Consider the following 26,786-nt stretch of genomic DNA (forward strand, 5'->3'; position numbering starts at 1 on the left):
TTGCACAGACAAAACTACTCTTACAAACTGACAAATTGTGTCACTGCAAAAGTTTACTATAGTATTTACAAAATTGCCCTTACCATTCTCTCAATCCCCTCATCTGCTTTTTTCAAATTAGCCAATGTCAATTTTAAATCAATTCCGGTAACAACGATGTTCGCTGGATTAGTTAACCAATCCTCCATTCGTCTTTTCCCTTTGGATTTATTAAGAAACGTAAGCGTTACGGCTACATTTTCGGGACAGTTTACCACTAGTGCTATTTGATCATCCGTTAATATTGATTTGTAAGCATTGTAAACTGCTTCTGAAGATCTAAGGTGTTCATAATCGTAAGGATCACCGCCTATCAGTTCTTTTCCAGTATAACCATCTTGGTAGAGAGCTCTATCCATTCCCCTAGCTTTACCCCTTAATAAGGCTGAAGCTTGCATTCCTGCTTTGATCTTACTGAAGACTTTATCAATTTCTATTCTTCGGTATGGACGCATGGGATCAATCATTATTTGAAATATATTTTAGAATTATTTATTAAAAATATTATGCCTGACTTTTAAAACCAACAGATACTTAAATTACTTGTTTGACACCAAGAGAATAACAACCGTTGTAATTTTAAGGTCTTATCAAAATTAATAACACGTGTCGCCTCACAGAATTCACATCACTACAGCATATCATTTATTATTGCCTGAGTGACCAAATATAGATGAATTAAAATGTTTCTTTCAATAAAATTTAACCTTAATTTTATTATTAAATTACATATAAGAATCCTTTTATTCCACAATTATAATTATGTCTAATCACAAGTAATTACTAACCATGAAATTAACAGATCGTCAATGTGTGATGCAATTGTTTCGTCCAAATCTATCGCATTTATAAAATTTTGTTTTACGGTTTTCCTCATTTTTATTAAAAATATGGCTCCAACTTCAACTATTTTACATAACTAACTAATCATCATTGTTTTAAATCATATTTTTTATTGAATATTTTTTACAGTTAATATTGAAATTAAATGATGATCGTTCACTTGTGTAATAGATAGCTTTTTTGAATTAACTTTTTTAATAATTCAATCATTCCTCCTTTTACTATTATTTTAAATTGAAAATTCAGAGTTTCATGATAATAATGCATTAATTCAAATTCATTGGTAAGAAGTCATTACTTATATTTGTTGTATAGAAAGTTGAGAATCCGATTAATTAAAAACCGCAACGAGAAAATAAAAAATGACAATAAATATTGATTTTGACGGGACTTGCGTAACTCAAAGTTTTCCGAAAATAGGTAAAAGTATAGGTGCCGAAAAAGTGCTTCGCGAATTAGTTCAAAATGGTCATGAATTAATATTATTTACAATACGATGGGATTCTAAAGATTCGATTGGACAAAATTATTTGACACAAGCGGTAAATTGGTTTGCTGAAAACGAAATTCAACTTTACGGCATCCAAAAAGATCCTACACAGGAATCCTGGACTTCATCTCCAAAAAGTTGTGCTCAGCTTATGATTGATGATAGTGCAATTGTTTGCCCTTTAAAAATTGATGGTAAATTATCGCTGAAACCTTTTGCAGACTGGGAAATAATAAGAGAGTTGTTGATTCAGAAAGGATTAATTAAATCCGAGGCATCTTTTGCTAAGCACAATAGCTGACTAGTTTAAAATTGCACAGGCTAAGCGACCGGTTTTAGTTATAAAAGCTTATCCTTTACTTTCGTTTTCTAAAATCAATTACTTAAATCTTTCACCAATTCCCGGTCTAGTTTTATGAATTTTTTTTCACATCTTTCCCCCTTAATACTATAAAGACCAAGTAACGGTTCTTCAACTGCTTCTTTTATTTTCCTGTTGATTCTTGACAATATAACGTTCATATCATTTTCTAAAGGATTGACAAGAAATTCAATTGCGTTGGGAATTACTTCAGAATTTCTTTTATTGAAATATCAGATAAATGCTAATCTCTTTATATTATTATTTAGACCTCGTTATGTGGTAGGTTTTATGGATCAACTCATTATTACCCTATATCTCTAAACTATTTAAGCCTCCTTATGTGGTAGGTTTTATGGATCAACTCATTATTACCCTATATCTCTAAACTATTTAAGCCTCCTTATGTGGTAGGTTTTATGGATCAACTCATTATTACCCTATATCTCTAAACTATTTAAGTCTTCTTATGTGGTAGGTTTTATGGACCAACTTATTATTACCCTATATCTCTAAACTATTTAGACCTACTTATGTGGTAGGTTTTCTGGACCAACTTATTATTACCCTATATCTCTAAACTATTTAGACCAACTTATGTGGTAGGTTTTAGTGAAATATATTTCAATAAAAAAATCCAAAAACAAACAACTTTTCAAACTATTTATACTATAAATAAAGCCCAGTGATACTTGAAGATTCTCGGCAGGTATTCCAGACTAATCTTTGGACGCGACTCGCTACTCAATTGTAGCAAACGAAAAAAATAAAAATACAATAGTGAAAACAGTTAACCGTTACGTACCTAAACTTGTACATGAAAAGCTTCAAGTTTTAAAATATAAAAATAAAGACCACCTCTATATAATATGTGATATGATTTACCGAATCAGCATATATCACAAAGAAGACATAAACTACTCTAACCAATATACTGACATACCGCAGGACTATTTTACTGATATTATTACTGACAAAACAAACTATCGTCTTGCGATGGATAAACTAAAGGATGAAAAAATAATTATATGTGATGGAATATCATCAGCAATTAATGGTAAAGCTTTAGGTTACAAATATCACGATAACTATATTTCACCATTAACAGTATTCCAAATAAAAAAATCAACCCTAATTAAACGGATAATAAATAATCGGAATGCCCGAAATAGTTTTGTTAATAGTAAATACAGACAATATAAAGAGCATTTCCTAAACACATTCAAGATAGATTACGATATGGCTTTGGAATATATTAATAATTGGTACTCTGAAAAATTATCAACTAACACAGGTGACATCCTAAAAAATTTTATTAAAATTAATAACCAGTATAATTTCTTGTTGATGTCTATTTCCGCTATTAATGATGGTGCAATTTTCTTCCGTCACAATAAAACTAATGGGAGAATTGACACCAACCTGACAAATATGAAAAAACAACTGAAAAAATTCATTATCAGCGAGGAACCTTTGTATCAAATCGACATTACTAACTCACAACCGTATCTATTATCAGTTATCCTAAATAATGAGATGGATAACAAAATTGATCAAAATGAATTGATTAAATATACGCAGTGGACAACTAGGGGACGATTTTATGAAAAATTTATTAATGCATATTATAAGCTAACAGGAAAACGTTATGAAAGAGACGATATTAAAGAAGTTATGTTTTGTATATTTTATAGTAAAAACGAAAGTTATAAAAAAGAAAAAAATATTTTTGATTCACTATTTCCTACGATTAATGAATGGATAAAAGAACAGAAGAAAGAGAAACATAATAAGCTCGCTATCCGAATGCAGCAATTCGAGAGTACTATATGCATTGATGTAATATGCGAAGAGATCAATAAGCAGGATTTAAAATATTACACAATACATGATGCGTGGCTAGTTCGAGAGAAGGATATTGAAAAAACCATTAATATAATTAACAAATCTTTCACCAATTTATATAATACTACACCGACACTAAAAATAGAAAATATTCTTACTGGGGAAATAAAATATAAAGGATTTTGTTTCACTAGGCAATCTCAAAGGAATCGGGTACGCGGATACAAAAATCATTTATTAAAAAGATGACAGAGAGCACAATCGAATTATATTTAAAAAAAAGCTCCGATTATAAAATCGAAGCCTTAACTTTTCAACTTACACACTTTATGAGACAGTGTCCTATTATTGCAAATCTGCCAATTAACTATTTATATCATTTTCTACCCACATTATAGAATTGAAATAACACGAAGTATATTGTAAGAATAATCTTAAATTCACATACTCTCTAATCAATAATGCAAGCAATTGCTTTATTGTATTTTTTGTTATAGTATAAACACCATTCACTATCGATGCATACCGTCCTTTCCAAATTCAATTCTTCATTTAAACCAAGCATTCTAGAATATAAACGATTAACATGCTCATTTAATTCCCATATATTCCATATTACATTTTCCATGTGAACAATATATTCAGGTTTAATTACATTTTGCAAGATAATATATTGATTCTTACTGCATAATTCAGCCACTTCGTCCTGAATTATTTTACCTGTAATTCCATTATTTGAAATTTTAAAAATTGAATACTCATTAGTGAAAAGCTGCGAGCTTGCGATCATTGGGAGGTAGGTTTCATTATCACAGACAAATATTTCCTTGTCTTCAGATTTTATTCCTTCGGATAAAATACTGTCTAAATTTTTTACAGGACTAATATGATAATATTCTAGATTGATATTTTTTTTCATTTTTATGTTTTTTAGTTAAAGGTTATAGTCATCTCGATTCAAAAAATTTTATAAATAAACTGGTGTTGAAAATTCAAATTTCAGAAACATAAATGCCACTCCTTTACAATTATTAATTTTATATAATTGATTTAGTGGATTGGTTTTTAATCATCCATAGCTGGATTTCCTCGATACTTTTGAAAGTCTCTTTTAACTCTTTACATTGTATTTGTTTTTTATTGAGAGAGATTAAAGCTGCTAGTCTTGTGTGACCTTCCACTACCAATTTTTGACCATTTGGAATAGTTATGTACAATATTGGGTCATAAAGTTCATTTTTCTTAATGTCATCCTTTAAGATTTTGAATGAATCTTTATCGGCAAATGGCAGATGCGATTTTAATTCCCAGATAGTAACCAAATCCTCCAATTCATCCATTATAAGATAGTTATCTCCGAATAAATTTATGGTGGGTAGATAATGATTTGAAATCGTTGGATTTGACCAATAGACTTTACCATTTAATTGACTGCCGCCTTTAGCATGATAACGATGCACTTTATTGATAGTAGGGTCATTTTGATTTGGATTGTTCCTTGTTTTTCCCCACTGCTTAAAAAAGAAGGAAACGTTTTGTTTTGAACATTCATTTTGAATTTTCATAACCCAATCTTCTCGCATTGGTCTAACGGCATTGCTTCCACTTTCACCTCCAACAATGACCCAATCAATACCTATAAGATTAATCTCTGTAATTTCTTCAATAAAAGGCTCAATGGATAAAAATTTATTTTTGGCTCCGCATTTTACCAAAGATTTTATTCTTCTAGTCGCAATTTGATTACCAACAGATACGCCCATCCAAATATTATCTGTCCAATTAAGTTGATCTGAGTATTTTTCCAGTAAGTCATGTCTCTTCGTTAAGATTTGATAGGTATGTCTTTGAGTATTATTCATTACTTCGAATACCCTCTTAATGAAATCAAGTGAAATGTCTTTATGGAATAAATCACTCATTGAGTTGACAAATATTGTACACGGTTTTTTCCATTTATAAGGTTCTTGTAGAGTGTGTCGGTGTTCGACAATAACATTAAATCCCATACGGTATTTATTGTATGTGGGATTGTGCATTAGTCTGTTTGTTTCTTTCTCAGCATAGCAAAAATCGCACTCTTTTGAGATGCGGGTGCATCCGGTTGTTGGGTTCCATGTTTTCTGCGTCCATTCTATATTTGATGCCATAGTTTAATTTATTTTTAAGTTTAATTTATTTTTAAGTTCTTTTTTTATTACTATCACTTCGGTGGGAACTTTAGTCAAATGATTCATAATAGATCCAATCACCATTTTTATAGACTTCGATTTTATTCCATTGTTCCATCCCTATTGGATATAAACTTCCATACCTTTCTGTTGGATTAGCGCACCTAATTTTCCTACTGATTACAATTTATCTGCTTTAATAGGATTGATTATCACATGATGTTCTAATTTTCTCCAAGGATTTAATTGTATAATTTTACCTCAATTATTAGTAATCCAATTATTGCGAGCTATTGTGTAAAAGTCAGCTGTTGGATTTGGTTGTACGATAAAACAAAATTCCGGTCGAATTATATAAAATCTCTTTTTTACCAAAGCACAAACATTTTTCTGCCATAATTTTTAATTTTCATCATTGTTGTTATTTATTGTTATTGCTTTACCATTATATTAAAATCTTAAAAAGGTGATTTAACTTGTTTTTTATTATTTAAGATCACCTTCAATATTCTTTCTTTTTACTTATACCAAAAACATGAACAGGTCACCCAACTTATTTAATTATTTTTACAGTTACTTTCGACCATCTCTCTTTTTACTGATATCCGAAACTTGAAAAGGTCACCCAACTAATTTCATTCTTGTTTATAATCACTTTCAATATTCTTTCTTTTTACTTATACCAAAAACATGAATAGGTCACCCAACTGATTTAATTATTTTTACAATCACTTTCGAGCATCTCTCTTTTTAGTAATACCAAAAAATTTAAAAGGTCACCCAACTGATTTATTTATTTTTACAATCACTTTCGACCAACTCTCTTTTTACTGATACCAAAAATTCTAAAAAGTCACCCAACTGATTTAATTATTTTTATAACCACTTTCGAGCATCTCTCTTTTTAGTAATACCAAAAAATTTAAAAGGTCACCCAACTGATTTATTTATTTTTACAATCACTTTCGAGCATCTCTCTTTTTAGTAATACCAAAAAATTTAAAGGTCAGCCAACTGATTTCATATTTCTTTATGATCAATTTGTATGTTCTTTCTTTTTATTTGTACTAAATTTTAAAAAAGTTAACCGTTTAATTACTGTTAGATCACAATAAATACAACTATCTAAAAGCAAAACACTTTAGTGTATTTTGTTGTTAATTTTTTACAAAAAAAGGGCGTAACAGATTTCACTGTTACGCCCTTTAATAAATAAAAACATCTAGTTTTTATTCTCTAATCTTTATCACTTTCATTATTTTCAGAATCTGAAATTTCATTTTTTAGCCTTTCAAAAAAGAATGGTATTTCTGCTTTTAGTCTTTTCTGTTCAACAATTTGTATAGCTTTATTTAATACGTAAAAGAATTCTACTTCAGTTTTAAAAGCTTTACCCTTCGAATTTAAAAGTACATTAATTGCTTTTGAAGAAGCTCCGTTTACATATTCTTCTGCTAATTCTTTTACTAGTTTTGAGAATATATTAGGGATCTTTGAAATTATTTTTTCTGTTACGTCCGGATCTAATTCTAAACCAAAAATAAATTTATAAATCGGTTTTGCGTTAGTTTCGAAAGTAAGTAGAGATTCGGTAAATTGTTCCCAGAAAAATTCTGGAAGTTTACTAATATCAAAATTAGAAACTTTTTCCAGTTTTGGTATTAAATGGCTTTTAACTACGTCTATCGATTTTTTCATTTTTTTAATTTATTTGCCCTATCATTAATCTCAATCGCTTTAAACATTTATATCTTGTGTTCCTGGTAACAGCATCACTAGCATAATCAAATTTCTCTGTTAAAGCTCTTATTTTTGCATTTTCATAAGAAAATAAAGTTATCAATTCGTAACAATTGCCAAGATCTAGCACCATAAGTTCTAAAGCCCGCGTCATTTTAATAATGTAGCGTTCAAAAAAATCTTTCTTTTCTTCTGATTCTTTCTCAAAGGGATCGAACAAATTTTCACCAAATTTTTCAGAATCATTGTCACCATTATAATTATCATCTTCGGGATCAATATTCTCAATTTCAAAACTTGCTTCTACTTTTACACGAAATTCATTTTTTTGTCTAACTTTGTTAAGGAACATATTTGCACAAACTGCATTTAAATAAGTTTGAAAAGATGCGTTTAATACAAAATTATTATTTCTAATTTTTTGCAATAATGCAATAATAGCGTCACTAAAAATATCTTCAAGCTCAGCATCACTAAGTGAAATGGTATTCTTAATTCTTAAAATATTCACACAACTAGCTTTACACTTTTTATACACTACCCCTAAATATCTTTCATCTTGATAAATAAGCTGAATCAAATCCACATCTGGAATTTGTAGTAATAATTTTTCATCCATAAATTTTATATTTTTTTACTATTTTTTTATCTAATCTTATAAAAGCCCATCCAATATCTCATTAACCAATGAATAAAAATGAGATCTAATAATCTTTCCATTGTTGTCATAAACTTCAAAATGTCTCCAGTATTTAAAAAAGACATATAACCATGACGGTTCGATTTCATTTAACTTCATAACTAAACACAAATGCCCGCCATTTTTTTTTAAGCCCAGCATTTTAATGATTTTTTTATTAGGTAATAAACTTAAATCCTGATTATTTTCAATTTCAAAGGAACCGTTATCTTCGATAAAATCTATATTATAATCTGTTAAGATTGTCGCAACCTCATTATTTTCGTAGAATGTCATATGCAGTTTTAAAGATTAGTTAACTCTTATTATATCCCTTAATTATAAAGAAATTATTGCAAAAAAAATTTAGTTATGTTCAAATATATTAAAAAATAACTTACAAAATAAAAAATTTTATTTATATCAAAATAATGTTTGGCATATATAATAAGATAATGGTTCACATAACCTCATATTAATTTATAAACATTATTCTTAAACGTAAAAAATGGAATATATGATTCAGAATATAATTTGTAATTCGATTTTGCTCTAGCAAAATTGAACGTAAATAATAATATTAATGATGCAGTAAGAATCTATTATCTTAAGATAGCGGCATTTATCACAAGATGCATTATTAATACCGTCTTGCTTTTGCAGTAAAAATTTATAAAAAGTTTCAAAAGTCACAAAACTTTCTGAGTAAAATCCAATATAAAAGTAAATTAAAACTTCAAATATGGAAACACGCTTTTATTTAAAAAAAATTAAAGACAAAAGTTCGGCAATAATCTATTTCTCTTTTACGACATTTTATGGAGAACGGTTAAGAATCACAAGCAAGCAGTCAATAGATCATTCACTTTGGATCAATGGCTACCCGAAGCGAATAGCAAGAACAATGACATTAAGAAATATATTAGATAATTATAAAAATTCTATCGATAATTTTATAAAAAAAACAATTGAAAATGAGGAAAGACAGCCTTCAAGATTTGAACTATCAGAATATGTCACAACATTAATTGACGGTAAGGAAACTGAACAAAAACATACTTTAGAATATTATATGGATATGTTTTTAAATGATGAATCTTTATGTCTTGCCGATAGCACCAAGAGAGTGAAAAAAATTCACCTAAATCATTTCTTAAGAATTGTGGGAAAAAACAAAGTACTGGTGGATTTAAAAAAAGGACTAATCGAAAGTTATAAAACTAAATTAAAAAAAGAGGGCAATAGAGAAGTTGCCACCACCAATAATTATCTAAAAAATCTAATAGCTTTTTTAAACTGGCTTTGGAAAAAAGATTTCATCGAAGCGGACCTAAAAAAATACGTAAAAAAAGATCCAGAAATAGAGAAAGACGTGATCACATTAACAGAATCCGAATTGAAAATTTTAGAAACTGTAAACTTTCAGGAAACCCACCTGCAAAACCAAATTGATATATTTTTATTCGGCTGTTATACTTCACTTTCGATTGTTGATATTCGAAAAGTAAATAGAGAAATGATTAATGAAAATAATGTCCTAAACATCCGTCGAACTAAAAATAATTATAACCAAAGAATTCCTTTGATCAACAAGACCATTGCAATTTTAGAAAAATATAATTACAAATTACCTTTCATCTCTGCAAATAAAGGATCTGAAAATTTGAAGACTGCGTTCAGAAAATTAAATTTGAGACGAAAAGTTAGAATTTCTGTCCAATCTTCAAACGGTAAAGTTACTGACCAATACATGGAGTTGTGTGAAGTTATCAGTTGGCACAAGAGTCGCAAAACCTCGATTACATGCTTATTATCATTGGGTGTAGCCACAAAAGTAGTAATGGCAATTAGCGGACACAAAAATGAGAACACTTTAAATCGATACACAAATTTTTCGGATAGTATATTAATTGAAGCAATGAATAAAATGGAATAATAAAAAGGGTGAGTTTTTAAACTCACCCTTTCTTTATTTGTGGATAGAGGTACATTTTTTTATACCTTTCCAATTCCTTTTTATGGACCGTTACATTGTTTTGATCATACACCAATTTAATTTTACCCGCTTTCCCCCGCGCCTTTAAACCACTTTCTGTTATTGATAAGATTGTTGCTACTTCGCAAAGACTGTAAAATTCTTTTTCCGGGGGTTTTAGCTCGATCAGATCCGCAATAATATCTTTCATTTTTTCTTGAATAATCGATTCGATTATTTCTCTTAAATATTCTTCAATCATACCTTTTTGCTTTGATATGTTATACCTGAAAGCTGGTACTTTGTTTAATCTTTTTTTTAAAATTATTTTAGTAGAAATCTTATCTCAATTTTTTCTCGTAAAAATACCATTATTATACTGACCCTAAAAAACCCTTGAACAATCAAAGTTCTTTCAAGATCTCATTTTATTCATTGCATCCGTCAGATCATTCTCAGCAAATGCAATATATCTATTCATTGTTGAAGTCTTCTTATGACCGCTAATAGCCATCACCAAATTCACATGTACATTTTTACTTAATAACATTGTGATTGCGGTTTTACGGCTTTTGTGCCAACTTATGATTTTATACAATTCAAAATATTCGTCAGTTACTTTACCGTCTGTCGATTGCGTTGAAATTCTAACTTTTCGCTTCAAATTTAATTTTCTGAACGCAGTCTTCAAATTTTCAGAACCTTTATTATCGGCTATATATGGTAACTTATAGTTATGCTTTTCAAGTATTGAGACGGCCTCTTGAATTAGAGGAATACGCTGATTTGAATTATTTTTTGACCGTCGTATTATTAAATGATTATTCTCATCTATCATTTCTTTCTTCACTTTTCTAATATCACCAATTGATAATGCGGTATAACAACCAAATAAAAAAATATCAATTTGATTCTGAAGATGAATTTCTTCAAAATTTGCAGCTTCCAAAGTTTTTAACTCGCTTTCATTTAAAGCAATTACATCTTTTTCAATTTCCTTATCTTTTTTAAGATATTTTTTTAAATCATCAGATATATAATCTTTTTTCCAAAGCCAGTTCAAAAAAGCAATTACATTTTTAATATAATTATTAGTCGTAGTGATATCTCGTTTTCCTTCTTTCTTTAGCTTAGTCTTATAATTTTCAATTATTTTTTTATTTAAATCTACAAGTATCTTTTTTTTACCAATAATTTTTACAAAATTATCGAGATGTATTTTTTTAACCCTCTTTGTACTTTCGGCGAGAGATAAAGAATCATCGTTCAAAAATTCGTTGGTGAAATATTCAATTGTATTATCATGTTCAATTCTCTTTCCACTGATTAAATCTTGTACAAATTTTGCCAGTTCAAATTTTGTTGGTTGTCGTTCTTGTTTATTAACAGTTTCATAAATGAAATTATCTATTGTGCTTTTATAGCTCTCAAGAACTTTTCGAGTTTCCTGTGTTAAACTTGTCCTTTTTGGAAATCCATTTTGCCACAGAGACGTTTTAATTGTTTGCCTTGAGGAAAACCTAAACTTATCGCCGTTTAACATGGCGAAAGAAAAATAGATAATCGAAGTTGTTTTGTTTTTTGTATTTTTAAGAAAAAATCGAGTTTCCATAAGTAAATTTTTTGAGTTCAATTAATTTTAATTTTTATCAAAAAATTTCGGATCAGTACACCGTAAAGTACACTTTTAAAAAATAAAATATCTAAACCCCTTAATTTACTGGTCCTAACAAGCACAAGTTTGAATCCAGTCAAGGTCACAAAATATGAAAGTAGTCAACTTTCGAAGAAACTAAAAACCCCTGTAAAATAGGGGTTTTTTCTTTTTTATACCTTCAATCTTTTATCATCTTTATTACCCCTATTCTGCACCAGGCAATAGTAGCACTACTAAGCGTTACTGATTCGCAAATGGTTTTTCTTATAGTGCCCTAAATTTATAAAATAAGTGTGCCAAAAAGTAAGCTTGTTTGGAACTACTTGCAATGTTAATTTGAAAATATCCTATTAAATCCATAGACTATATGAAATAATTGTGATTTTTCTTGGTGGAGTAAAAAATAGTTTGCAAATTTGCCTAATCATCATTAACAGAACAAATGAAATTAAATAATTACAATATGTGTAGCATGATGACGGATAATCCCGCAGAGCTACTATTGTAATTATTTCTAAAGATAAAATAGAGCCTCTGCATACCGCAGGGGTTTTTTTATGCCCAAATTAAAAATTAATAAAAAAGTACTAATACATAAAACCAACAATAAGTAATGAAAAAAACAAAAAAAATTGTAGCAATAACTGTAAGCTTAATTGCCTTTTCAACTACTTACAGCCAGATCAACCAAAAGGAAAATGACTCCATCAAAAAAAATGAATTATCTGAAATAATCGTAATTGGTTCCAGAAGCAAAAACCGGGTAAAAACAGATGTGCCTGTCCCTATCGATATTTTGAATATATCTGAAATTACAAAAGGAGCACCACAAACCAGTATAACTCAAATTTTGAATTATGTAGCACCTTCATTTACCAGTAATCCCACGTCAACTGCAGATGGTACAGACCATATTGATCCGGCACAATTGAGAGGTTTAGGACCAGATCAAGTTTTAATCCTTGTAAATGGTAAACGAAGACATACAAGTGCTTTAGTAAACATCAATGGTGCACCAGGAAGAGGTTCAGTGGGTACGGATTTGAACGCAATTCCATCTTTTGCTATTGATCGAATTGAAGTTTTAAGAGATGGAGCTGCAGCGCAATATGGTTCTGATGCTATTGCAGGAGTTATAAATATTGTACTGAAAAAAGACGCAAATTATATTTCAGGAACGATACAATATGGGGGAAATTTATCCTCTAGAGCTAATAATTTCAAAGGAGGAATTGATGGACAAACAGCACAGTTAGATTTAAATTACGGGACTTCTCTAGGAAAAGAAAAAAGCTTTCTCAATATTACTGGTAGTGCCGTTACAAGGGACGCTACAAGCAGGGCTGGTATAAGAAGTAACGCAATTTTTAATGCCTACAATGCTGTTGAAAATAGAGCTGCACAAGGCGGTACAGCTATCAATTCTTTGTTCAATAACATTAATAATACGCCAAATTCAGGACAAATTATTAATACAATTAAACAATATGCACCACAAGTAAATTACTTTACTCCTACTCAACAAAATATAATTTCAGCTGCAACAACAATCAGTCAAATACAAAGTGCCTTAAATTTTGACGTAACTAATAATGAACTTTCATACAGAGGCCAGCAGAGAAGTGATTACAACATGAGCGTTGGGCAGTCAAAATTAGCTTCGGGACAACTGTATTACAATACCACATATCCCATAAATGAAATTACTTCCTTGTATTCATTTGGTGGAGTTTCTTATAGAAACGGTAATTCGTATGCCTTTAACCGTCTTCCAAATGGCTCTGGAACTTTTAGCCAAGTGTATCAAAATGGTTTTTTACCTGAAATAGAATCTACAATTTTGGATGTGTCCTCTGCTATTGGAATTACGACAAACTTATTTGGCTTTGATACCGATATTAGTTCTAATTTAGGAACGAATTCTTTTCAATACAACGTCAATAATACAATAAATGCGACTTTGGGAGTAAACTCTCCCTCCTCTTTCGATGCAGGAAAAGTATCTTTTTTACAAAGTACAACCAATCTGGATTTAACTAGAAAATATGATTTCTTACAAGGATTAAATGTTGCATTTGGTGGGGAATTTAGATATGAAAATTATGAAATTCAGGCGGGTGAACAAGCTTCTTACGGTTTATATAATACCAATGGTGATTTTGTTTCAGGAAATCTAGCCAGTAGTTCTCCCTTGATCGTGACTGATTTTTTCGGAAATAAAAGAGGCGCAGGAGCACAAGGATTTTCTGGATTTCAGCCTTCGGATGCGAAAGAAAAAAACAGAAAAAGTGTTGCTGCTTACTTGGATTTAGAATTAAATCCTTTTGAAAATTGGCTCGTAAACGGAGCTTTACGCTATGAAAATTATTCCGATTTTGGTAATACGGTTACTTTTAAATTGGCTTCACTTTTAAAATTAAATAGCAATATTAATTGGAGAATTTCTGGACAAACAGGATTTAGAGCACCATCATTGCAACAGAAATATTTTGAAAGCAGTTCAACACAATTTATAAATGGATCTCCGTATCAGGTGGGTTATTTTACAAATGATTCAGACGCTGCTAAAAGTATTGGTGTGGCAAATTTAAAACCGGAAACTTCAAAAAGTGTGAGTACTGGATTTACGTTTAAAATTCCCTCTGCCAATTTAACCATCGCAACCGATGCTTATTTCACTAGAATTGATGACCGTGTTGTATTAACAGGACAATATGCTAGGCCTTCAGATGCTCAAATAAGCGGATCAGCAACGCCGACGCAACAAGCTGCACTGACTTTGTTCCAACAGGCATTTGACACGAAAGGTGTAGAAAGAGCTTCGTTCTGGACCAACGGAATTAACTCTGAAACCAAAGGAATTGACATAGTTATTTCACACAAATACAATGTCATTCCGGATTTTACCATCAAAAATGATTTTGCGCTTAGTTACAATCAAACGAGAAGAGTTGGCGGTTTAAATGTGCCTCAATCTATTATAGATGCTGGTGGAGAACCGTATATCTATTCCTTTTTTCCAGAATCAAGCAGAGTATATTTAGAAGAAGCGATTCCAAAGGTTAAAGCGAATTTGGCAACCACTTTTGGCATCAAAAAATTAGACATTTATTTCAGAAACAGCTATTTCGGAGCCGTTACTGATCCTGGTGCAACAGATGTGAATTTAGATGGATCTTCATCCGTTTACGAACATCCGGAATACAGTGCTAAAATAGTAACTGACTTATCATTTGGCTACCAAGTTTCTGAAAAATTCAGATTGACAATCGGGGCTAATAATATTGGAGATGTATATCCGGACAGAAACAATCCTGCAACGCCATCATTTACCAATACTACTCCAACTCTTTCGCCATCACCTAGTGCTGATTTGAGTAATGCCAATCAGTTTGCCTATTCCAGAGCTGTTTCACAATTTGGTTTGAACGGAAGATTTGTTTTTGCCCGATTAGGCTTTAAATTTTAACTATTAACTACTTTAAATATAAACTATTATGAGCACACAAAAATTTGAAACAAACGCATTGCATGCCGGACACGATGTAACAAAAAACGCAGGAACCAGAGCAGTACCCATCTATCAAACCAGTTCTTATGTTTTTAATAATTCAGAACATGCTGCCAATTTATTTAGCCTAACCGAAGCGGGCTTTATATACACCCGATTAAACAATCCTACTAATGACATTTTAGAGCAGCGATTGGCGGCCTTAGAAGGTGGAATTGGAGCTGTGGTTACGGCTTCAGGAACGGCAGCTATTGCAACAACACTTTTGGTTATACTAAAAGCTGGGGACCATATAGTAGCTTCAAGCAGTCTTTATGGCGGGACCTATAATCTATTGAAAGTTACGTTACCAAGATTAGGAATTACCACGACATTTGTAGATCCTACAGATCCATCTAATTTTACAAACGCAGCAAAACCAAATACTAAAGCCATTTTTGTCGAATCATTAGGTAATCCAAAACTAGACGTTCTAGATTTGAAAGCTATTTCTTCAGAGGCTAAATCTCTGAAAGTTCCTTTCATTGTCGATAATACAGTTGCCTCTCCATACTTATTAAATCCAGTTCAATATGGAGCAGATATTGTCATTCATTCCCTAACAAAATACATTTCCGGCAATGGAACTTCTCTTGGAGGTGTGATTATTGACGCAGGAAAATTTGATTGGGCGAATGGAAACTTCCCGGAATTCACGGAACCTTCAGCTGGTTATCACGGATTAGTGTATAACGAAGTATTGGGCAACGCAGCTTTTATTGCAAAAGTCCGAATAGAAGGTTTGCGAGATTATGGTGCGGCTCTAAGTCCATTCAATGCATTTCAGATTATTCAGGGATTAGAAACTTTACCGCTCCGAATTATTAAACACAGTCAAAACGCATTGGCATTAGCACAATGGTTAGAACTTCAAGAAGAAGTAGCATGGGTTAATTATCCGGGTCTCAAAACAAGTAAATATTATGCATTAGCACAACAATATTTACAAAAAGGACAAAGCGGAGTTGTGACTTTTGGATTAAAAGGAGGGTTTGAAGCTGCTAAAAAAGTAGCTGACGAAACCAAATTATTTTCATTATTGGCCAATATTGGAGACACTAAATCACTCATTATTCATCCCGCAAGTACTACGCATCAGCAATTATCTGATGAGGAACAAATTGCAACAGGGGTTTCTAAAGACTTAATTAGATTATCTGTAGGTTTAGAGGATATCGAAGATTTAAAGACAGATTTGAAAATTGCTTTTAGTAGTATCAAAGAACTACAATCAATATAACAATATATCCTTTTTTTGGTTGAAAAGTGGGCCTTTGATTACTTGGTTTGTTCCAAAGTGGAAATGCTTAGTTTAAGTGAATATGGGCCTAAGAATAAATTTAATGGCTTCAATGGCTTTAGTAAACAAATTATAACCTACTCCAAAGCTTCAGATCTTATATAAATGATTCGAAAATTGGTTGTTAGTAGGTCACAAAAAACCCTAAACATTATTAAAATGTTTAGGGTTTTTACTTTTATAATCTCTTTACAATGTCGCCATATCGATAACAAAACGGTAACGGACGTCGCCTTTTGTCATTCGGTCATACGCTTCATGCACATTTTTGATATCAATCATTTCAATTTCAGAAACAATTCCGTGTTCTGCACAGAAATCCAACATTTCCTGGGTTTCAGGTAAACCTCCTATTAATGAACCTGCAAGACTTCTTCGTCCTCCAATAAGACTAAAAGCGTGGATTTCATATGGCGTTGGTGGTACTCCAACGCAAATATGTACTCCGTTTACTCTTAACAAGGATAAGTATAAATTTAAATCATGTGGTGCAGAAACTGTATCCAAAATAAAGTCAAAAGAACCCGCAACACTTGCCAATTGCTTTTCATCTTTAGTAACTATAAAATTATGAGCCCCTAATTTTCTGGCATCTGCCTCTTTGCTTGCGGATGTACTCAAAACGGTAACCTCAGCACCAAAAGCAACACCAAATTTTACTGCCATGTGACCTAAACCGCCAAGTCCTAAAACAGCTAATTTGTGTCCTTTTCCAACTTTCCAATGTCTCAATGGAGAATATGTTGTGATTCCGGCACACAATAAAGGTGCTACAGCAGCTAATGATAATTTGTCTGAAATATGCAGAACAAAATCTTCATGAACAACAATCGTATCCGAATACCCGCCATAAGTAGGTGTTTTTCCATCTTGTCCTAAAGCATTATAGGTTCCTGTACTTCCATTTAGACAAAACTGTTCTAATCCTTCCTGACAGTTTTCACAAGTCCTGCAGGAATCGACTAAACAACCTGTTCCCGCTAAATCACCTACCTTAAATTTCTTTACGTGACTTCCTACTTTGACCACCTTCCCTACAATTTCATGTCCGGGAACCATCGGGTATATTGCTCCTCCCCAATCATCCTTTATTTGATGAAGATCACTGTGGCAAACACCACAAAACTGAATATCAAATTGCACATCATGCGGTCCTAATTCTCTTCTTTCGAAATTCCATGGGGCTAAATCCGTTTTAGCATCCTGTACTGCATATCCCTTCGTTGGTATCATATTTTACAATTTTTTATAAAATTATGAAATTTATTCAAGCTTACATTTTAAACCTATTGCATAATTCCCACTTCTTATTATTTTTCTATTAGTTGGAATAGTAAGCGCTGGTACCATTAATTATAAGTGCATCAGATCAATGTTAATTCATACTTCGCAGTATACCGCCACTGGCCTCTTTGATATACTGAATAAACATAAATGCTTTAGGGTCTAATTTTCGGATTTCTTCTTTAATTCGTAGTAATTCGAGTCGTGTTACCACTGTTACTATAATATCACAATCTAATTTCACATCAAATTTATCAGGTAAATAACCTCTTTCTCCTTTAATAATGGTGATTCCTTTTCCGAATTTTTGGACAATCAGTGATTTTATCAAGTCGCTTTTAGAAGAAATGATATGCAACGAAGTATATTGTTCTAAACCATGGGATATATAATCCAAAGATTTTACAGCTGAAAAATAAGTGACGATAGAGTACAAAGCTGTAGAAATTCCAAAGGACCATGCAGCTGCAAGAAATAATAACGTATTCAAGGCAAAAATGACTTCAGATACATTGAGTCCAATTTTTTTAGTAGTCAATAACGCCAGGATTTCTACTCCATCTGCTGCAGAACCACTTCGGATGCACAAACCCATACCTACCCCAATAAGACAGCCACCAAACAAAGCAATTAAAAGCGGATCTGAAGTCACGGGATTCACATCTAAAAAAGTCATACTGACAGCAATTAACAGCAACGTCAATAAACTTTGGAACGCAAATGTTTTTCCTAACATTCGGTTTCCAATGACTAAAAAAGGAATATTAAACATTAATACCAAAACTCCAAAAGGCCATTTTGTAATTTCATGAACCAATATTGAAATTCCGATAATTCCACCATCCAAAAATTTATTAGGTATCATAAAACCTTTTAAGGCAAGGGTTATCAAAACTACTCCTACTAAATTTAAAATAATATTTTTAAAACAAAATATTTTATTCCAATTGATTGAACTTTGATCAGTAATCATGACGATCTATTTTAATTACTATTCTTTGGTTTTACTAAAGTAGCAAATAAACTTCAATTTATTGATTAATAATGACTTGCATATTTATTTGATTTATTTTTTTGTACATCTATTCTTAATTTTCTATTTTGGTATTCATAAAATAGTCTCATGCACAATTTTATTCCTGTCGGATTTCCATTTCATAATTAATTAAAAACAGATAATTCCATTAGTGATGCATGCATAATAAACTGATGTTAATCTTGAAAAAAGCATTAAATTTGGTATTAAAATTAGACCTTTATCTACTAAATATCAATATATTAATTACAACTGCCTCATTCTATAATGGTCTATTTAAGTTACTATTTAATAAATTTTAAATATAATAATCATGGGCAAAAAAGTAGTAATCGCATTGACTGTTCAAGCCAGCAGTCTTTACGCAATGAGCAATCCATCCCAAGAGGATATTGATAACGCTTGTTCCTTATCTGATGATAATTCAGGAAGATCTCCAAACGGAACTTTGAAGGACTTTTTATCTAACGTATACCTCAACCAAGACGTCAAATGGATTGGTGTGACAAACGACAACGGCTATTCCGTTGCCATTGACAGTATATTTAACGAACCGGAATCCCGAGATTTGAATTTCTTTGATGTCACGACCATTTACGGCACTGGCGGAAGATCCGGAAATGCAACCGCTAAGGTTAAAAATGATTCCAATTTGGTTCATAAACTCGACAAATACACTATCAATTTTAGTGTTTATGCTGATGGAAATTCTTCTAAATCATTTCACATCGATCCAAAATTAGCTGCAAACCCATGATACTTTTAAGAGATTTTAAATATTTTGTCAAAATCTTATTTTCTGTATTTTTTATATTTTTCCAGTTCCTAAGTTCTTTTGCACAAAATCAAAAGGTGGCTGATAGTCTTGTGAAGATCTATCATAAAAATAGCCTGGCAAATTCTGAGAAATTAGAATTACTGAGAAATTTATCTTTTAATGAAGTTAATAATCTTGAATTATCACTGAAATACGCCGATGAACTTATTGCCCTCTCCCAATTAGAAAAAAACTATTTGTACCTACATCGCGGATATTACCAAAAAGGGAATAAAAATAGGCTCAGAGGCGATCTAAACAAAGCCTTAAATGCTTTTTTCAAAAGTGTTGAAGCAGCAATCAAAGCTAAATTTATTACTGGCGAAGGCGTAGCTTACATGGCTATTGCTGATGTATATTCGGTTATGGGAAATGCTGATAATGCCGAACTTTATTATAACAAATCAATCCATTTATTAAGGAAGACCGATGATTCTATATCGTTAGCCAGCGCATTATTAAACGCTGGGGACGAATATTCCAAAAACAAAAAATATAACTTAGCTTTAAAATACTTCAAAGAATCAAGTATCATTTTCGATAATGCCGATTACTTAATTGGTACTGCTTATAGTCTGGGTAATATTGGAATGGTAAATGCAAAACTGGGCAACAATAAACTTGCGAAGGTCTATATTAGCAAAGCTATAAAAATTCTGGAAGATCTAAAAGATTATTATGCCATTTCAGAATACCTGACTTACATGTCCGACATTTATTTAGCACTAAATGATTGGAAAACTTCTCTTAGCTATGCCAAACGAAGTTTGGATTTAGCTCAAAAATATGGACTCAAAGAACAAATCAGCAATGCTAATTTGAAACTGTCACAATTGCATCAGAAAACTGGAAACATGGCTGCATCATTCGCGTATTACAAAAATCATATTGCATACAGGGACAGTTTAACCAACCTTAAATCGATGCAACAAATGGCGGATATACGAACCAATTATGAAGTTTCGCAAAAGCAAACCGAAGTCGATTTACTCGAAAAAGATTCGGAAATCCAGAAATTGAAAGATAAAAGACAACAAAACATCATATACATAACAGCAATTTCTTTATTCTTAGTTCTGGTAATCACAATCGGATTTTACCGACGTTATAAATTTGTAAAAAAAACGAACAGCATTATTGAAGAAGAAAAAAATCGTTCTAACAAACTATTACTGAATATTTTGCCGGAAGAAACTGCTCTTGAATTAAAGAAAAATGGAAAAGTACAAGCTAAAAAATTCGAATCGGTGACGGTTTTATTTACTGACTTTGAAGGATTTACGCAGTATGCAGAAAAACTGCCTCCTGAGAAACTAGTGGAAAGCATCGATTACTATTTCTCGAAATTTGATACCATTATGGAAAAATATAATCTTGAAAAGATAAAAACCGTTGGTGATGCTTATATGTGCGCAGGTGGTTTGCCATTTCCAACTGTAGATCATGCTTATAAAATGACACTCGCAGCACTCGAAATTGCCCGATTTGTGAACATATCCGAAGAATTAATTACACAAAACCAAACTCATTTTAAAATCAGAATCGGCATTAATACTGGCCCTTTAGTAGCCGGAGTGGTTGGGATCAAGAAATTTTCGTATGACATTTGGGGCGATACCGTAAATATTGCTTCCCGTATGGAATCAAATTCGGAGCCAGGAAGAATTAATATATCTGAACACACGTATCAGATTATCAAAAATGAATTTGAGTGTGAATACAGAGGTGAAATTGAAGTCAAAAATAAAGGAATGATGAAAATGTATTTTGTCAATGATCCAATTGCGCAGTAAAATTAAACCTTGTAAATGAAACACTTTTAGTCAATCTCAAAAGTATTTTTATCCTCTAAAGAAGTAAAATTCCATAAGCTAAGGGTTTTTACTATCTTTAAAAAAAATACAATGAAATCACAATCCTTTAAAAATCACATACGCTATTATCCACCGCATCATTTTGTTTATTATCCAATAATCATGACATTGCTGGCTTTCAGTGTATATTTTAGTTGCACCAGAGAAGATTCTTTAATTTGGATTTTTATCAGCGCTGTTTTTGTTGTCCTTTTTTGTTTGGCTTTCATGTTGCGCCAGCATTATGCATTGACTTTGCAAAATCGAATCGTACGGTTGGAACTGAGGTATCGCTATTTTACTATTACAGGAAAAAGATTGGAAGATTTTGAACACCAGTTAAATGACGACCAACTATTTGCTTTACGATTTGCCCCAGACGATGAATTTCCAGCGCTTACGCAAAGAGCGCTGAATGAAAACCTTCCGGCAAAGGAAATCAAAAAAGCGATTCAGCACTGGAAAGGCGACTACGAAAGAGTTTAAATCTCAAATAATACTCTGATTTATCCAATATAACGATTCAGATTTTTGTTTCTTTGTTCCGAAAAACAGCATTAAAAGCTGAATTTAAAACCCATAAATGGCAGAATATTTTCTAGATTTTGAGTATAAAGACATTACGTACAAGGAAGAAGAAGTGAATTTTAAGGAATTTGAGTGCTGTACATTTACCAATTGTAATTTTTCTCAATGTACTTTTGTAGCGGTTACTTTTATTGATTGCACCTTCGATGATTGTATTTTTAGCAATGCCAAAATTAATTATGTCGCCTTTAGAACCGTAACTTTCAATCGCTGTGAAATCAAAGACGTGAATTTTGCCATGTGCGATAAATTAATTTTTGAAATTGCTTTTAACAATTGTGTTTTGGATTTCTCCAAATTTTACACCTTAAAAATTAAAGGAACATCATTTACGAATTGCAGTATTATTGCTGTAGATTTTATGAGCACTGATTTGACCGAAGTCGTTTTTGAAAACTGCGATTTATACCGTTCTGAATTTGCAAAAGCAATTGCCAACAAAGCTGATTTCAAAACAAGCTATAATTATACGATTGATCCCAAAACAACAAAATTAAAGAAAGCCATTTTTGCTTTAGAAGGAATAAAAGGATTGCTATACAAACATGAAATCATAGTAAAATAGTTCTTTAAGAAATTATTTTCCCATCTTCCATTGTAATAATTCTATTGGTTTTTTGGGAAAAATCAGTGTCGTGGGTAACCACTAATAAAGTCTGGTTTTTCTCCTGAGTCAATTTATTGAAAATATCAAAAACCAAATCACTGTTTTTCTTGTCTAAATTTCCTGTAGGCTCATCCCCCATTATAATCAACGGATCGTTTATTAAAGCACGCGCAATTGCCACACGCTGTTTTTGTCCACCGCTCAATTGATTGGGCATTTTCAGCGCTTGATCTTCCATGTCCAGTGTTTTCAAATGTTCCATGGCGCGATGCTCTAATTCTTTATCCGAATATTTCGCTAATTTCATCCCCGGAAGCATTACATTTTTTAGCACATTATATTCCGCCAACAGGTAATGAAACTGAAATACAAATCCTATTTTTTCATTTCTGATTAATGCCAATTCTCTGTCGGTTTTTCCAGTAACAAGTTCGTTGTGAATCATTATCTGACCGTCATAATCAGTATCCATCGTAGAAAGCAAATACAACAAAGTCGATTTACCACAGCCTGATTTGCCAACTATCGAAACAAACTCTCCGTGATCAATACGCATTTATTTCTTTCAAAACCTGAAATTTTACAGGGTCGTAAAAATATTTACTCAACCCAATTGTCTCTAAAACAGTATTATTTTCCATTTTTATTTTCCTCTGATGATTTCTACCGGATCTACTTTACTGGCTTTCAAAGCAGGAAAAAGTCCGGCAATAGTCGTTGTAAACAATGCAAAAGTAATCCCGATAATATAATATAGTGGATTGTAATTAATAGGATAGGTTTTCACTGTGGGTAATGAAGACGTTTCAAACGGAATCACATCTATGATAGAAGAGAAAATATATCCAAACAGCAAACCAAACAATCCTCCGGCCAATCCAATAATTACAGAAAGCGAAACAAAAATCCATTTCACATCATTACCGGAAAATCCGGTTGCTTTCAAAATCGCAATACTGTCCATTTTTTCATAAATCATCATGTTCAGAATATTATAAATTCCAAAACCGGCAACAATCAGCAACACTACTCCAACGGAATACGAAATAATACTTCGAACCGTGCTTCCGGTTTCAAACTGAGAATTTGCAGTTTGATAATCTATCGTATCCAAATTAAAGGTGTCCTGAAACTCTTTTGCAACAGCAGGCGCAGTAGTCATATCGTACAAATTTAGCTGAATATCAGTGATGTAATTTGTAGGTTCACCCAGAATTTTTTGGGCTGTCGCCAAAGAGGTATAGCTCATCACATTATCGATTTCAGCAATTCCAATTTCAGAAATACCTACGATTTTAAGCGAAGCTAAATTTCCTTTGGATGTGGTAATCTTGATGATATCTCCTTTGGTAAGCAACATTTTATCTGACAAACCTTTCCCGATAATAATGCTGTTATTCTGAAGCAGGTCAGCTACTTTTCCTTCAATGATATAATCGCTTATTTTAAATAATTTATCTTCAGATAAAACATCAATTCCATTAATTATTCCTGAAATTTCGATTGTCCCCGAATTAAAAAAAACGGGTGAGGTCACTTTTGGTGCGACATCAATAACGCGTGAATCTTGTATTAAAACTGCCAAAATTGTTTTACTGTTGTAAATGGATTTCCCTCGATCTTTCGGTTTTATTGAACGAACAAAATTGGTGTTTTTCTTGAATTCCTGAGACAAAAGTATTGGTTGATTTTCTGAAGGTTTTATTTCGTTGTACAGCAATACATGAGGTGTTCGATTGAGCATTAAACCATCTAGTAAATCGTTTAATCCATTCATAAAACTAACCAAAGCAATAAACATAGCAATGCTAAACGTCACTCCAATAGCAGCAACAATAGTTTGCTTCAATCGCGCTCGGAGCAAATGCAATGCAATGTTTAAAATGAGTTTAAAGTTCATTATTGAGGTTTATAAATCGTTTCTTCCGCGGTCAAACCTGATAGTATTTCCACTTTTAGATAATCACTCAAACCCGTTTTTACTTCGCGTTTTTCGTCTTTATTTACTAATACATATTTGCCTTCAATTAAATATGATTTTGGAATCGTGATGGTATTTTGCTTCATCTGAATGATAATATTTGCTTCGGCAGTAAGATTAGGATACAGTTTCTCGGGTGGTTTTACAAAATGGGCTTCAATTTTAAAAGTACGGGAACGCTCATTCATTATCGGGTAAATTTTATCGATGACAGCATCAAAAACCTGTCCTTTATAACTGTCCATTGTCACTAATACTTTTTGTCCCGTTCTCACACGAACCATATCATTTTCATCTACTTCCAGTTCCAATAAAAATGAATTTTCCTGACCAATTATTGCCAAAGGAGTTTGCGGCGTAACTAATGTTCCTTCTTTTATCAGGACATCAAATAGTTTTCCGGAGAAGGCGCTTTTGACGCTAAAATCACTTTGGGATTTCTGATTGATTTTTAGGTTAACACTATTTCTGCTTTGATCATTCTTCAATTGGGCTTTGAGTTGTGCCAATTGCTTTTTAGCCGATTCATAATTAATTTTGGAACTTTTATACGCTAATTCGACTCTTTCAAAATCAACTTCCGAAATTCCACCTTGATTCCTAATGCTTTTATTTCGGTTATAAATGGATTCATCCAGCGTCAATTTATCTCTGCTTGATTGGACTTTCATTTCCATTTCAGCAATTTTATCCTGGATGTAACGACTGCTTTCTAAACTCAATTGATACGCCAATCGAGCATTCTCCGTATTTAGTTCCGCTTTATCACTTTCTAATTCAAATAGTGATTGGCCTTTACTGATGGATTGACCAGCGATAACATTTACTTTTTGCAAAGTACCATTTACGGTCGCAAAAACTGTGTACTGCCCATCCGCTTTTATAACTCCGGAGGCATACACCGTTTCTGTAATTTCTCCTACGGTTGGTTTAATTTCTTCTGTTTCATTTTTGGAACAAGAAAGCAGACTGAGCATTAACAAACAAAATTGTACTTGTAATTTCAAACTCATTTCATCTTATATTTATCTTTACAGAATGTTGTAATTTCTTTCTATAAATATACGACAATATCCATGTTGAAGCTACTTTCAGCACTGCAAAATTTGAAGCTCTGACACTTTTTTTAAATAATAAAAAATTGAATTTCAATTTTTTAACTTATTAAAACCTTAAATTAAGAAATGATTTAAATAGTATTTTTGAAATGATATATTTTATGGGATTAAAAATTTTATGGGGTTAAAGAAAGGATTGTATTTTATCCGTGAATCGTTTCGTTTTTACCATAATTCGCAATAACAGATTCTTCAAATTCCAACCACTCTCTCCAACGTTTTTCTACATCAATTCCTACACCGTATTTCCTTGCATAAGTAATAAAAGTCGTGTAATGCCCTGCTTCACTCTCCATCAAATCTCTATAAAAAATAGATAATTCCTCGTCTTGAATATTCTCTGAAAGCACTTTGAAACGTTCACAACTTCTGGCTTCAATCATAGCTGAAAATAATAGACGTTCCACTAAGCTGGAAACCCGGCTTCCTTTGCTGCTTTTTTTCATGTACAAATACAATTCATTCACATAATCATCTTTTCGCTCGCGACCTAATTTCAACCCGCGCTTGATGATTATATTGTGTACTTGCTCAAAATGATCGATTTCTTCTTTGGCCAAAGCCAATAAATCCTTAACTAAGTCCTGATGTTCTGAATTGTTGGTAATAATAGTAATTGCATTTGTAGCTGCTTTTTGTTCGCACCAAGCATGATCCGTCAAGATTTCCTCGATGTTTTTTTCTACAATATTGACCCATCTTGGATCTGTTGGTAATTTTAATCTTAGTACAGACATTGATAAATTTTGTTTAAAGTTTGAAAAAAGTTTAAGGTTTAAAGAAAAAGGTTTAAAATTAAAATTGAGAGACCAATGTAGCATTCAAATACCTAATAGTATTTAATAACTGTTG

22 protein-coding genes and 1 pseudogene are annotated in these 26,786 nt (G+C 31.9%); 9 read left to right on the forward strand and 14 right to left on the reverse strand.

The annotated features are described in order from the left end of the window. Positions 1 to 65 precede the first annotated feature (65 nt). Positions 66 to 506 (reverse strand): hypothetical protein, encoded by a 441-nt coding sequence (locus tag AC0J6S_RS14845; protein WP_474954527.1) that lies wholly within the window; start codon positions 504 to 506, stop codon positions 66 to 68. Between the two features lie 738 nt (positions 507 to 1,244). On the opposite strand from AC0J6S_RS14845, the gene AC0J6S_RS14850 reads away from it, so the two are divergent. Further along, the gene (locus AC0J6S_RS14850; protein WP_474954528.1) at positions 1,245 to 1,673 is read left to right on the forward strand and encodes a hypothetical protein; all 429 of its coding nucleotides are present in this window, start codon (positions 1,245 to 1,247) and stop codon (positions 1,671 to 1,673) included. An 840-nt stretch (positions 1,674 to 2,513) separates the two neighbouring features. After that, on the forward strand, positions 2,514 to 3,827 hold the full coding sequence (locus tag AC0J6S_RS14855; RefSeq protein WP_474954529.1) for a hypothetical protein: 1,314 nt from the start codon (positions 2,514 to 2,516) through the stop codon (positions 3,825 to 3,827). Between the two features lie 202 nt (positions 3,828 to 4,029). Here AC0J6S_RS14855 and AC0J6S_RS14860 read toward each other — a convergent pair whose 3' ends face one another. From AC0J6S_RS14860 to AC0J6S_RS14880, 5 genes are all read right to left on the reverse strand, one after another. Further along, positions 4,030 to 4,497: a hypothetical protein gene (locus tag AC0J6S_RS14860; protein ID WP_474954530.1), complete on the reverse strand. Its 468-nt coding sequence runs from the start codon at positions 4,495 to 4,497 to the stop codon at positions 4,030 to 4,032. Positions 4,498 to 4,615: 118 nt separating this feature from the next. Further along, positions 4,616 to 5,728 (reverse strand): DUF5131 family protein, encoded by a 1,113-nt coding sequence (locus AC0J6S_RS14865; RefSeq protein ID WP_474954531.1) that lies wholly within the window; start codon positions 5,726 to 5,728, stop codon positions 4,616 to 4,618. Positions 5,729 to 6,985: 1,257 nt separating this feature from the next. Further along, positions 6,986 to 7,447, reverse strand: coding sequence for a hypothetical protein (locus tag AC0J6S_RS14870; RefSeq protein WP_474954532.1), 462 nt, complete (start codon positions 7,445 to 7,447; stop codon positions 6,986 to 6,988). A gap of 4 nt (positions 7,448 to 7,451) precedes the next feature. Next, positions 7,452 to 8,108 (reverse strand): sigma-70 RNA polymerase sigma factor region 4 domain-containing protein, encoded by a 657-nt coding sequence (locus AC0J6S_RS14875; RefSeq protein WP_474954533.1) that lies wholly within the window; start codon positions 8,106 to 8,108, stop codon positions 7,452 to 7,454. Between the two features lie 36 nt (positions 8,109 to 8,144). Continuing rightward, complete coding sequence (locus AC0J6S_RS14880; protein ID WP_474954534.1) at positions 8,145 to 8,465, reverse strand: hypothetical protein; 321 nt, start codon at positions 8,463 to 8,465, stop codon at positions 8,145 to 8,147. A gap of 445 nt (positions 8,466 to 8,910) precedes the next feature. Here AC0J6S_RS14880 and AC0J6S_RS14885 point away from each other — a divergent pair, with 445 nt between their 5' ends. Next, positions 8,911 to 10,104 (forward strand): tyrosine-type recombinase/integrase, encoded by a 1,194-nt coding sequence (locus AC0J6S_RS14885; RefSeq protein ID WP_474954535.1) that lies wholly within the window; start codon positions 8,911 to 8,913, stop codon positions 10,102 to 10,104. Positions 10,105 to 10,126: 22 nt separating this feature from the next. Here AC0J6S_RS14885 and AC0J6S_RS14890 read toward each other — a convergent pair whose 3' ends face one another. Then, complete coding sequence (locus AC0J6S_RS14890) at positions 10,127 to 10,405, reverse strand: hypothetical protein (protein WP_474954536.1); 279 nt, start codon at positions 10,403 to 10,405, stop codon at positions 10,127 to 10,129. A gap of 153 nt (positions 10,406 to 10,558) precedes the next feature. Continuing rightward, a complete protein-coding gene (locus tag AC0J6S_RS14895; protein ID WP_474954537.1) occupies positions 10,559 to 11,755 on the reverse strand; it encodes a tyrosine-type recombinase/integrase in 1,197 nt (398 codons plus the stop codon). A gap of 658 nt (positions 11,756 to 12,413) precedes the next feature. Here AC0J6S_RS14895 and AC0J6S_RS14900 point away from each other — a divergent pair. Both AC0J6S_RS14900 and AC0J6S_RS14905 read left to right on the forward strand, forming a co-directional pair. Continuing rightward, on the forward strand, positions 12,414 to 15,269 hold the full coding sequence (locus tag AC0J6S_RS14900; RefSeq protein ID WP_474954538.1) for a TonB-dependent receptor plug domain-containing protein: 2,856 nt from the start codon (positions 12,414 to 12,416) through the stop codon (positions 15,267 to 15,269). Between the two features lie 28 nt (positions 15,270 to 15,297). After that, positions 15,298 to 16,590, forward strand: coding sequence for an O-acetylhomoserine aminocarboxypropyltransferase/cysteine synthase family protein (locus tag AC0J6S_RS14905; RefSeq protein ID WP_474954539.1), 1,293 nt, complete (start codon positions 15,298 to 15,300; stop codon positions 16,588 to 16,590). A gap of 249 nt (positions 16,591 to 16,839) precedes the next feature. On the opposite strand, the gene AC0J6S_RS14910 is transcribed toward AC0J6S_RS14905, so the two are convergent. Further along, positions 16,840 to 17,883, reverse strand: coding sequence for an NAD(P)-dependent alcohol dehydrogenase (locus AC0J6S_RS14910; RefSeq protein ID WP_395380615.1), 1,044 nt, complete (start codon positions 17,881 to 17,883; stop codon positions 16,840 to 16,842). A 142-nt stretch (positions 17,884 to 18,025) separates the two neighbouring features. Continuing rightward, positions 18,026 to 18,907, reverse strand: a complete 882-nt coding sequence (locus AC0J6S_RS14915) for a YitT family protein (RefSeq protein WP_474954540.1) — start codon at positions 18,905 to 18,907, stop codon at positions 18,026 to 18,028. Positions 18,908 to 19,283: 376 nt separating this feature from the next. Between AC0J6S_RS14915 and AC0J6S_RS14920 the strand changes: the two genes are divergently transcribed. From AC0J6S_RS14920 to AC0J6S_RS14935, 4 genes are all read left to right on the forward strand, one after another. After that, complete coding sequence (locus AC0J6S_RS14920; RefSeq protein ID WP_474954541.1) at positions 19,284 to 19,727, forward strand: hypothetical protein; 444 nt, start codon at positions 19,284 to 19,286, stop codon at positions 19,725 to 19,727. A gap of 95 nt (positions 19,728 to 19,822) precedes the next feature. After that, positions 19,823 to 21,580 carry an adenylate/guanylate cyclase domain-containing protein gene (locus AC0J6S_RS14925; protein WP_474954542.1) on the forward strand — a complete coding sequence of 586 codons (1,758 nt, stop codon included), beginning with the start codon at positions 19,823 to 19,825 and terminating at the stop codon, positions 21,578 to 21,580. 111 nt (positions 21,581 to 21,691) lie between these two features. Further along, positions 21,692 to 22,126, forward strand: coding sequence for a DUF6526 family protein (locus tag AC0J6S_RS14930; protein WP_474954543.1), 435 nt, complete (start codon positions 21,692 to 21,694; stop codon positions 22,124 to 22,126). 97 nt (positions 22,127 to 22,223) lie between these two features. Beyond that, positions 22,224 to 22,793, forward strand: a complete 570-nt coding sequence (locus AC0J6S_RS14935) for a pentapeptide repeat-containing protein (protein ID WP_474954544.1) — start codon at positions 22,224 to 22,226, stop codon at positions 22,791 to 22,793. Between the two features lie 4 nt (positions 22,794 to 22,797). Here AC0J6S_RS14935 and AC0J6S_RS14940 read toward each other — a convergent pair. From AC0J6S_RS14940 to AC0J6S_RS14955, 4 genes and pseudogenes are all read right to left on the reverse strand, one after another. Beyond that, a pseudogene (locus AC0J6S_RS14940) lies at positions 22,798 to 23,476 on the reverse strand (ABC transporter ATP-binding protein). A gap of 2 nt (positions 23,477 to 23,478) precedes the next feature. Further along, positions 23,479 to 24,735 (reverse strand): ABC transporter permease, encoded by a 1,257-nt coding sequence (locus tag AC0J6S_RS14945; protein ID WP_474954545.1) that lies wholly within the window; start codon positions 24,733 to 24,735, stop codon positions 23,479 to 23,481. Beyond that, positions 24,735 to 25,829, reverse strand: coding sequence for an efflux RND transporter periplasmic adaptor subunit (locus AC0J6S_RS14950; protein ID WP_474954546.1), 1,095 nt, complete (start codon positions 25,827 to 25,829; stop codon positions 24,735 to 24,737). The genes AC0J6S_RS14945 and AC0J6S_RS14950 overlap by 1 nt, the downstream gene beginning before the upstream one ends. Before the next feature lie 248 nt (positions 25,830 to 26,077). Further along, complete coding sequence (locus AC0J6S_RS14955; RefSeq protein ID WP_474954547.1) at positions 26,078 to 26,671, reverse strand: MiaE family protein; 594 nt, start codon at positions 26,669 to 26,671, stop codon at positions 26,078 to 26,080. Between the last annotated feature and the right edge of the window lie 115 nt (positions 26,672 to 26,786).

Source organism: Flavobacterium sp. TS_SC_5 (genome assembly GCF_056156265.1).

Coding starts and splice junctions, on each gene's coding strand:
- AC0J6S_RS14845 (WP_474954527.1), bottom strand. CDS start 506: ATGATTGATCCCATGCGTCCATACCGAAGAATAGAAATTGATAAAGTC.
- AC0J6S_RS14850 (WP_474954528.1), top strand. CDS start 1,245: ATGACAATAAATATTGATTTTGACGGGACTTGCGTAACTCAAAGTTTT.
- AC0J6S_RS14860 (WP_474954530.1), bottom strand. CDS start 4,497: ATGAAAAAAAATATCAATCTAGAATATTATCATATTAGTCCTGTAAAA.
- AC0J6S_RS14865 (WP_474954531.1), bottom strand. CDS start 5,728: ATGGCATCAAATATAGAATGGACGCAGAAAACATGGAACCCAACAACC.
- AC0J6S_RS14870 (WP_474954532.1), bottom strand. CDS start 7,447: ATGAAAAAATCGATAGACGTAGTTAAAAGCCATTTAATACCAAAACTG.
- AC0J6S_RS14875 (WP_474954533.1), bottom strand. CDS start 8,108: ATGGATGAAAAATTATTACTACAAATTCCAGATGTGGATTTGATTCAG.
- AC0J6S_RS14880 (WP_474954534.1), bottom strand. CDS start 8,465: ATGACATTCTACGAAAATAATGAGGTTGCGACAATCTTAACAGATTAT.
- AC0J6S_RS14885 (WP_474954535.1), top strand. CDS start 8,911: ATGGAAACACGCTTTTATTTAAAAAAAATTAAAGACAAAAGTTCGGCA.
- AC0J6S_RS14890 (WP_474954536.1), bottom strand. CDS start 10,405: ATGATTGAAGAATATTTAAGAGAAATAATCGAATCGATTATTCAAGAA.
- AC0J6S_RS14895 (WP_474954537.1), bottom strand. CDS start 11,755: ATGGAAACTCGATTTTTTCTTAAAAATACAAAAAACAAAACAACTTCG.
- AC0J6S_RS14900 (WP_474954538.1), top strand. CDS start 12,414: ATGAAAAAAACAAAAAAAATTGTAGCAATAACTGTAAGCTTAATTGCC.
- AC0J6S_RS14905 (WP_474954539.1), top strand. CDS start 15,298: ATGAGCACACAAAAATTTGAAACAAACGCATTGCATGCCGGACACGAT.
- AC0J6S_RS14910 (WP_395380615.1), bottom strand. CDS start 17,883: ATGATACCAACGAAGGGATATGCAGTACAGGATGCTAAAACGGATTTA.
- AC0J6S_RS14915 (WP_474954540.1), bottom strand. CDS start 18,907: ATGATTACTGATCAAAGTTCAATCAATTGGAATAAAATATTTTGTTTT.
- AC0J6S_RS14920 (WP_474954541.1), top strand. CDS start 19,284: ATGGGCAAAAAAGTAGTAATCGCATTGACTGTTCAAGCCAGCAGTCTT.
- AC0J6S_RS14930 (WP_474954543.1), top strand. CDS start 21,692: ATGAAATCACAATCCTTTAAAAATCACATACGCTATTATCCACCGCAT.
- AC0J6S_RS14935 (WP_474954544.1), top strand. CDS start 22,224: ATGGCAGAATATTTTCTAGATTTTGAGTATAAAGACATTACGTACAAG.
- AC0J6S_RS14945 (WP_474954545.1), bottom strand. CDS start 24,735: ATGAACTTTAAACTCATTTTAAACATTGCATTGCATTTGCTCCGAGCG.
- AC0J6S_RS14950 (WP_474954546.1), bottom strand. CDS start 25,829: ATGAGTTTGAAATTACAAGTACAATTTTGTTTGTTAATGCTCAGTCTG.
- AC0J6S_RS14955 (WP_474954547.1), bottom strand. CDS start 26,671: ATGTCTGTACTAAGATTAAAATTACCAACAGATCCAAGATGGGTCAAT.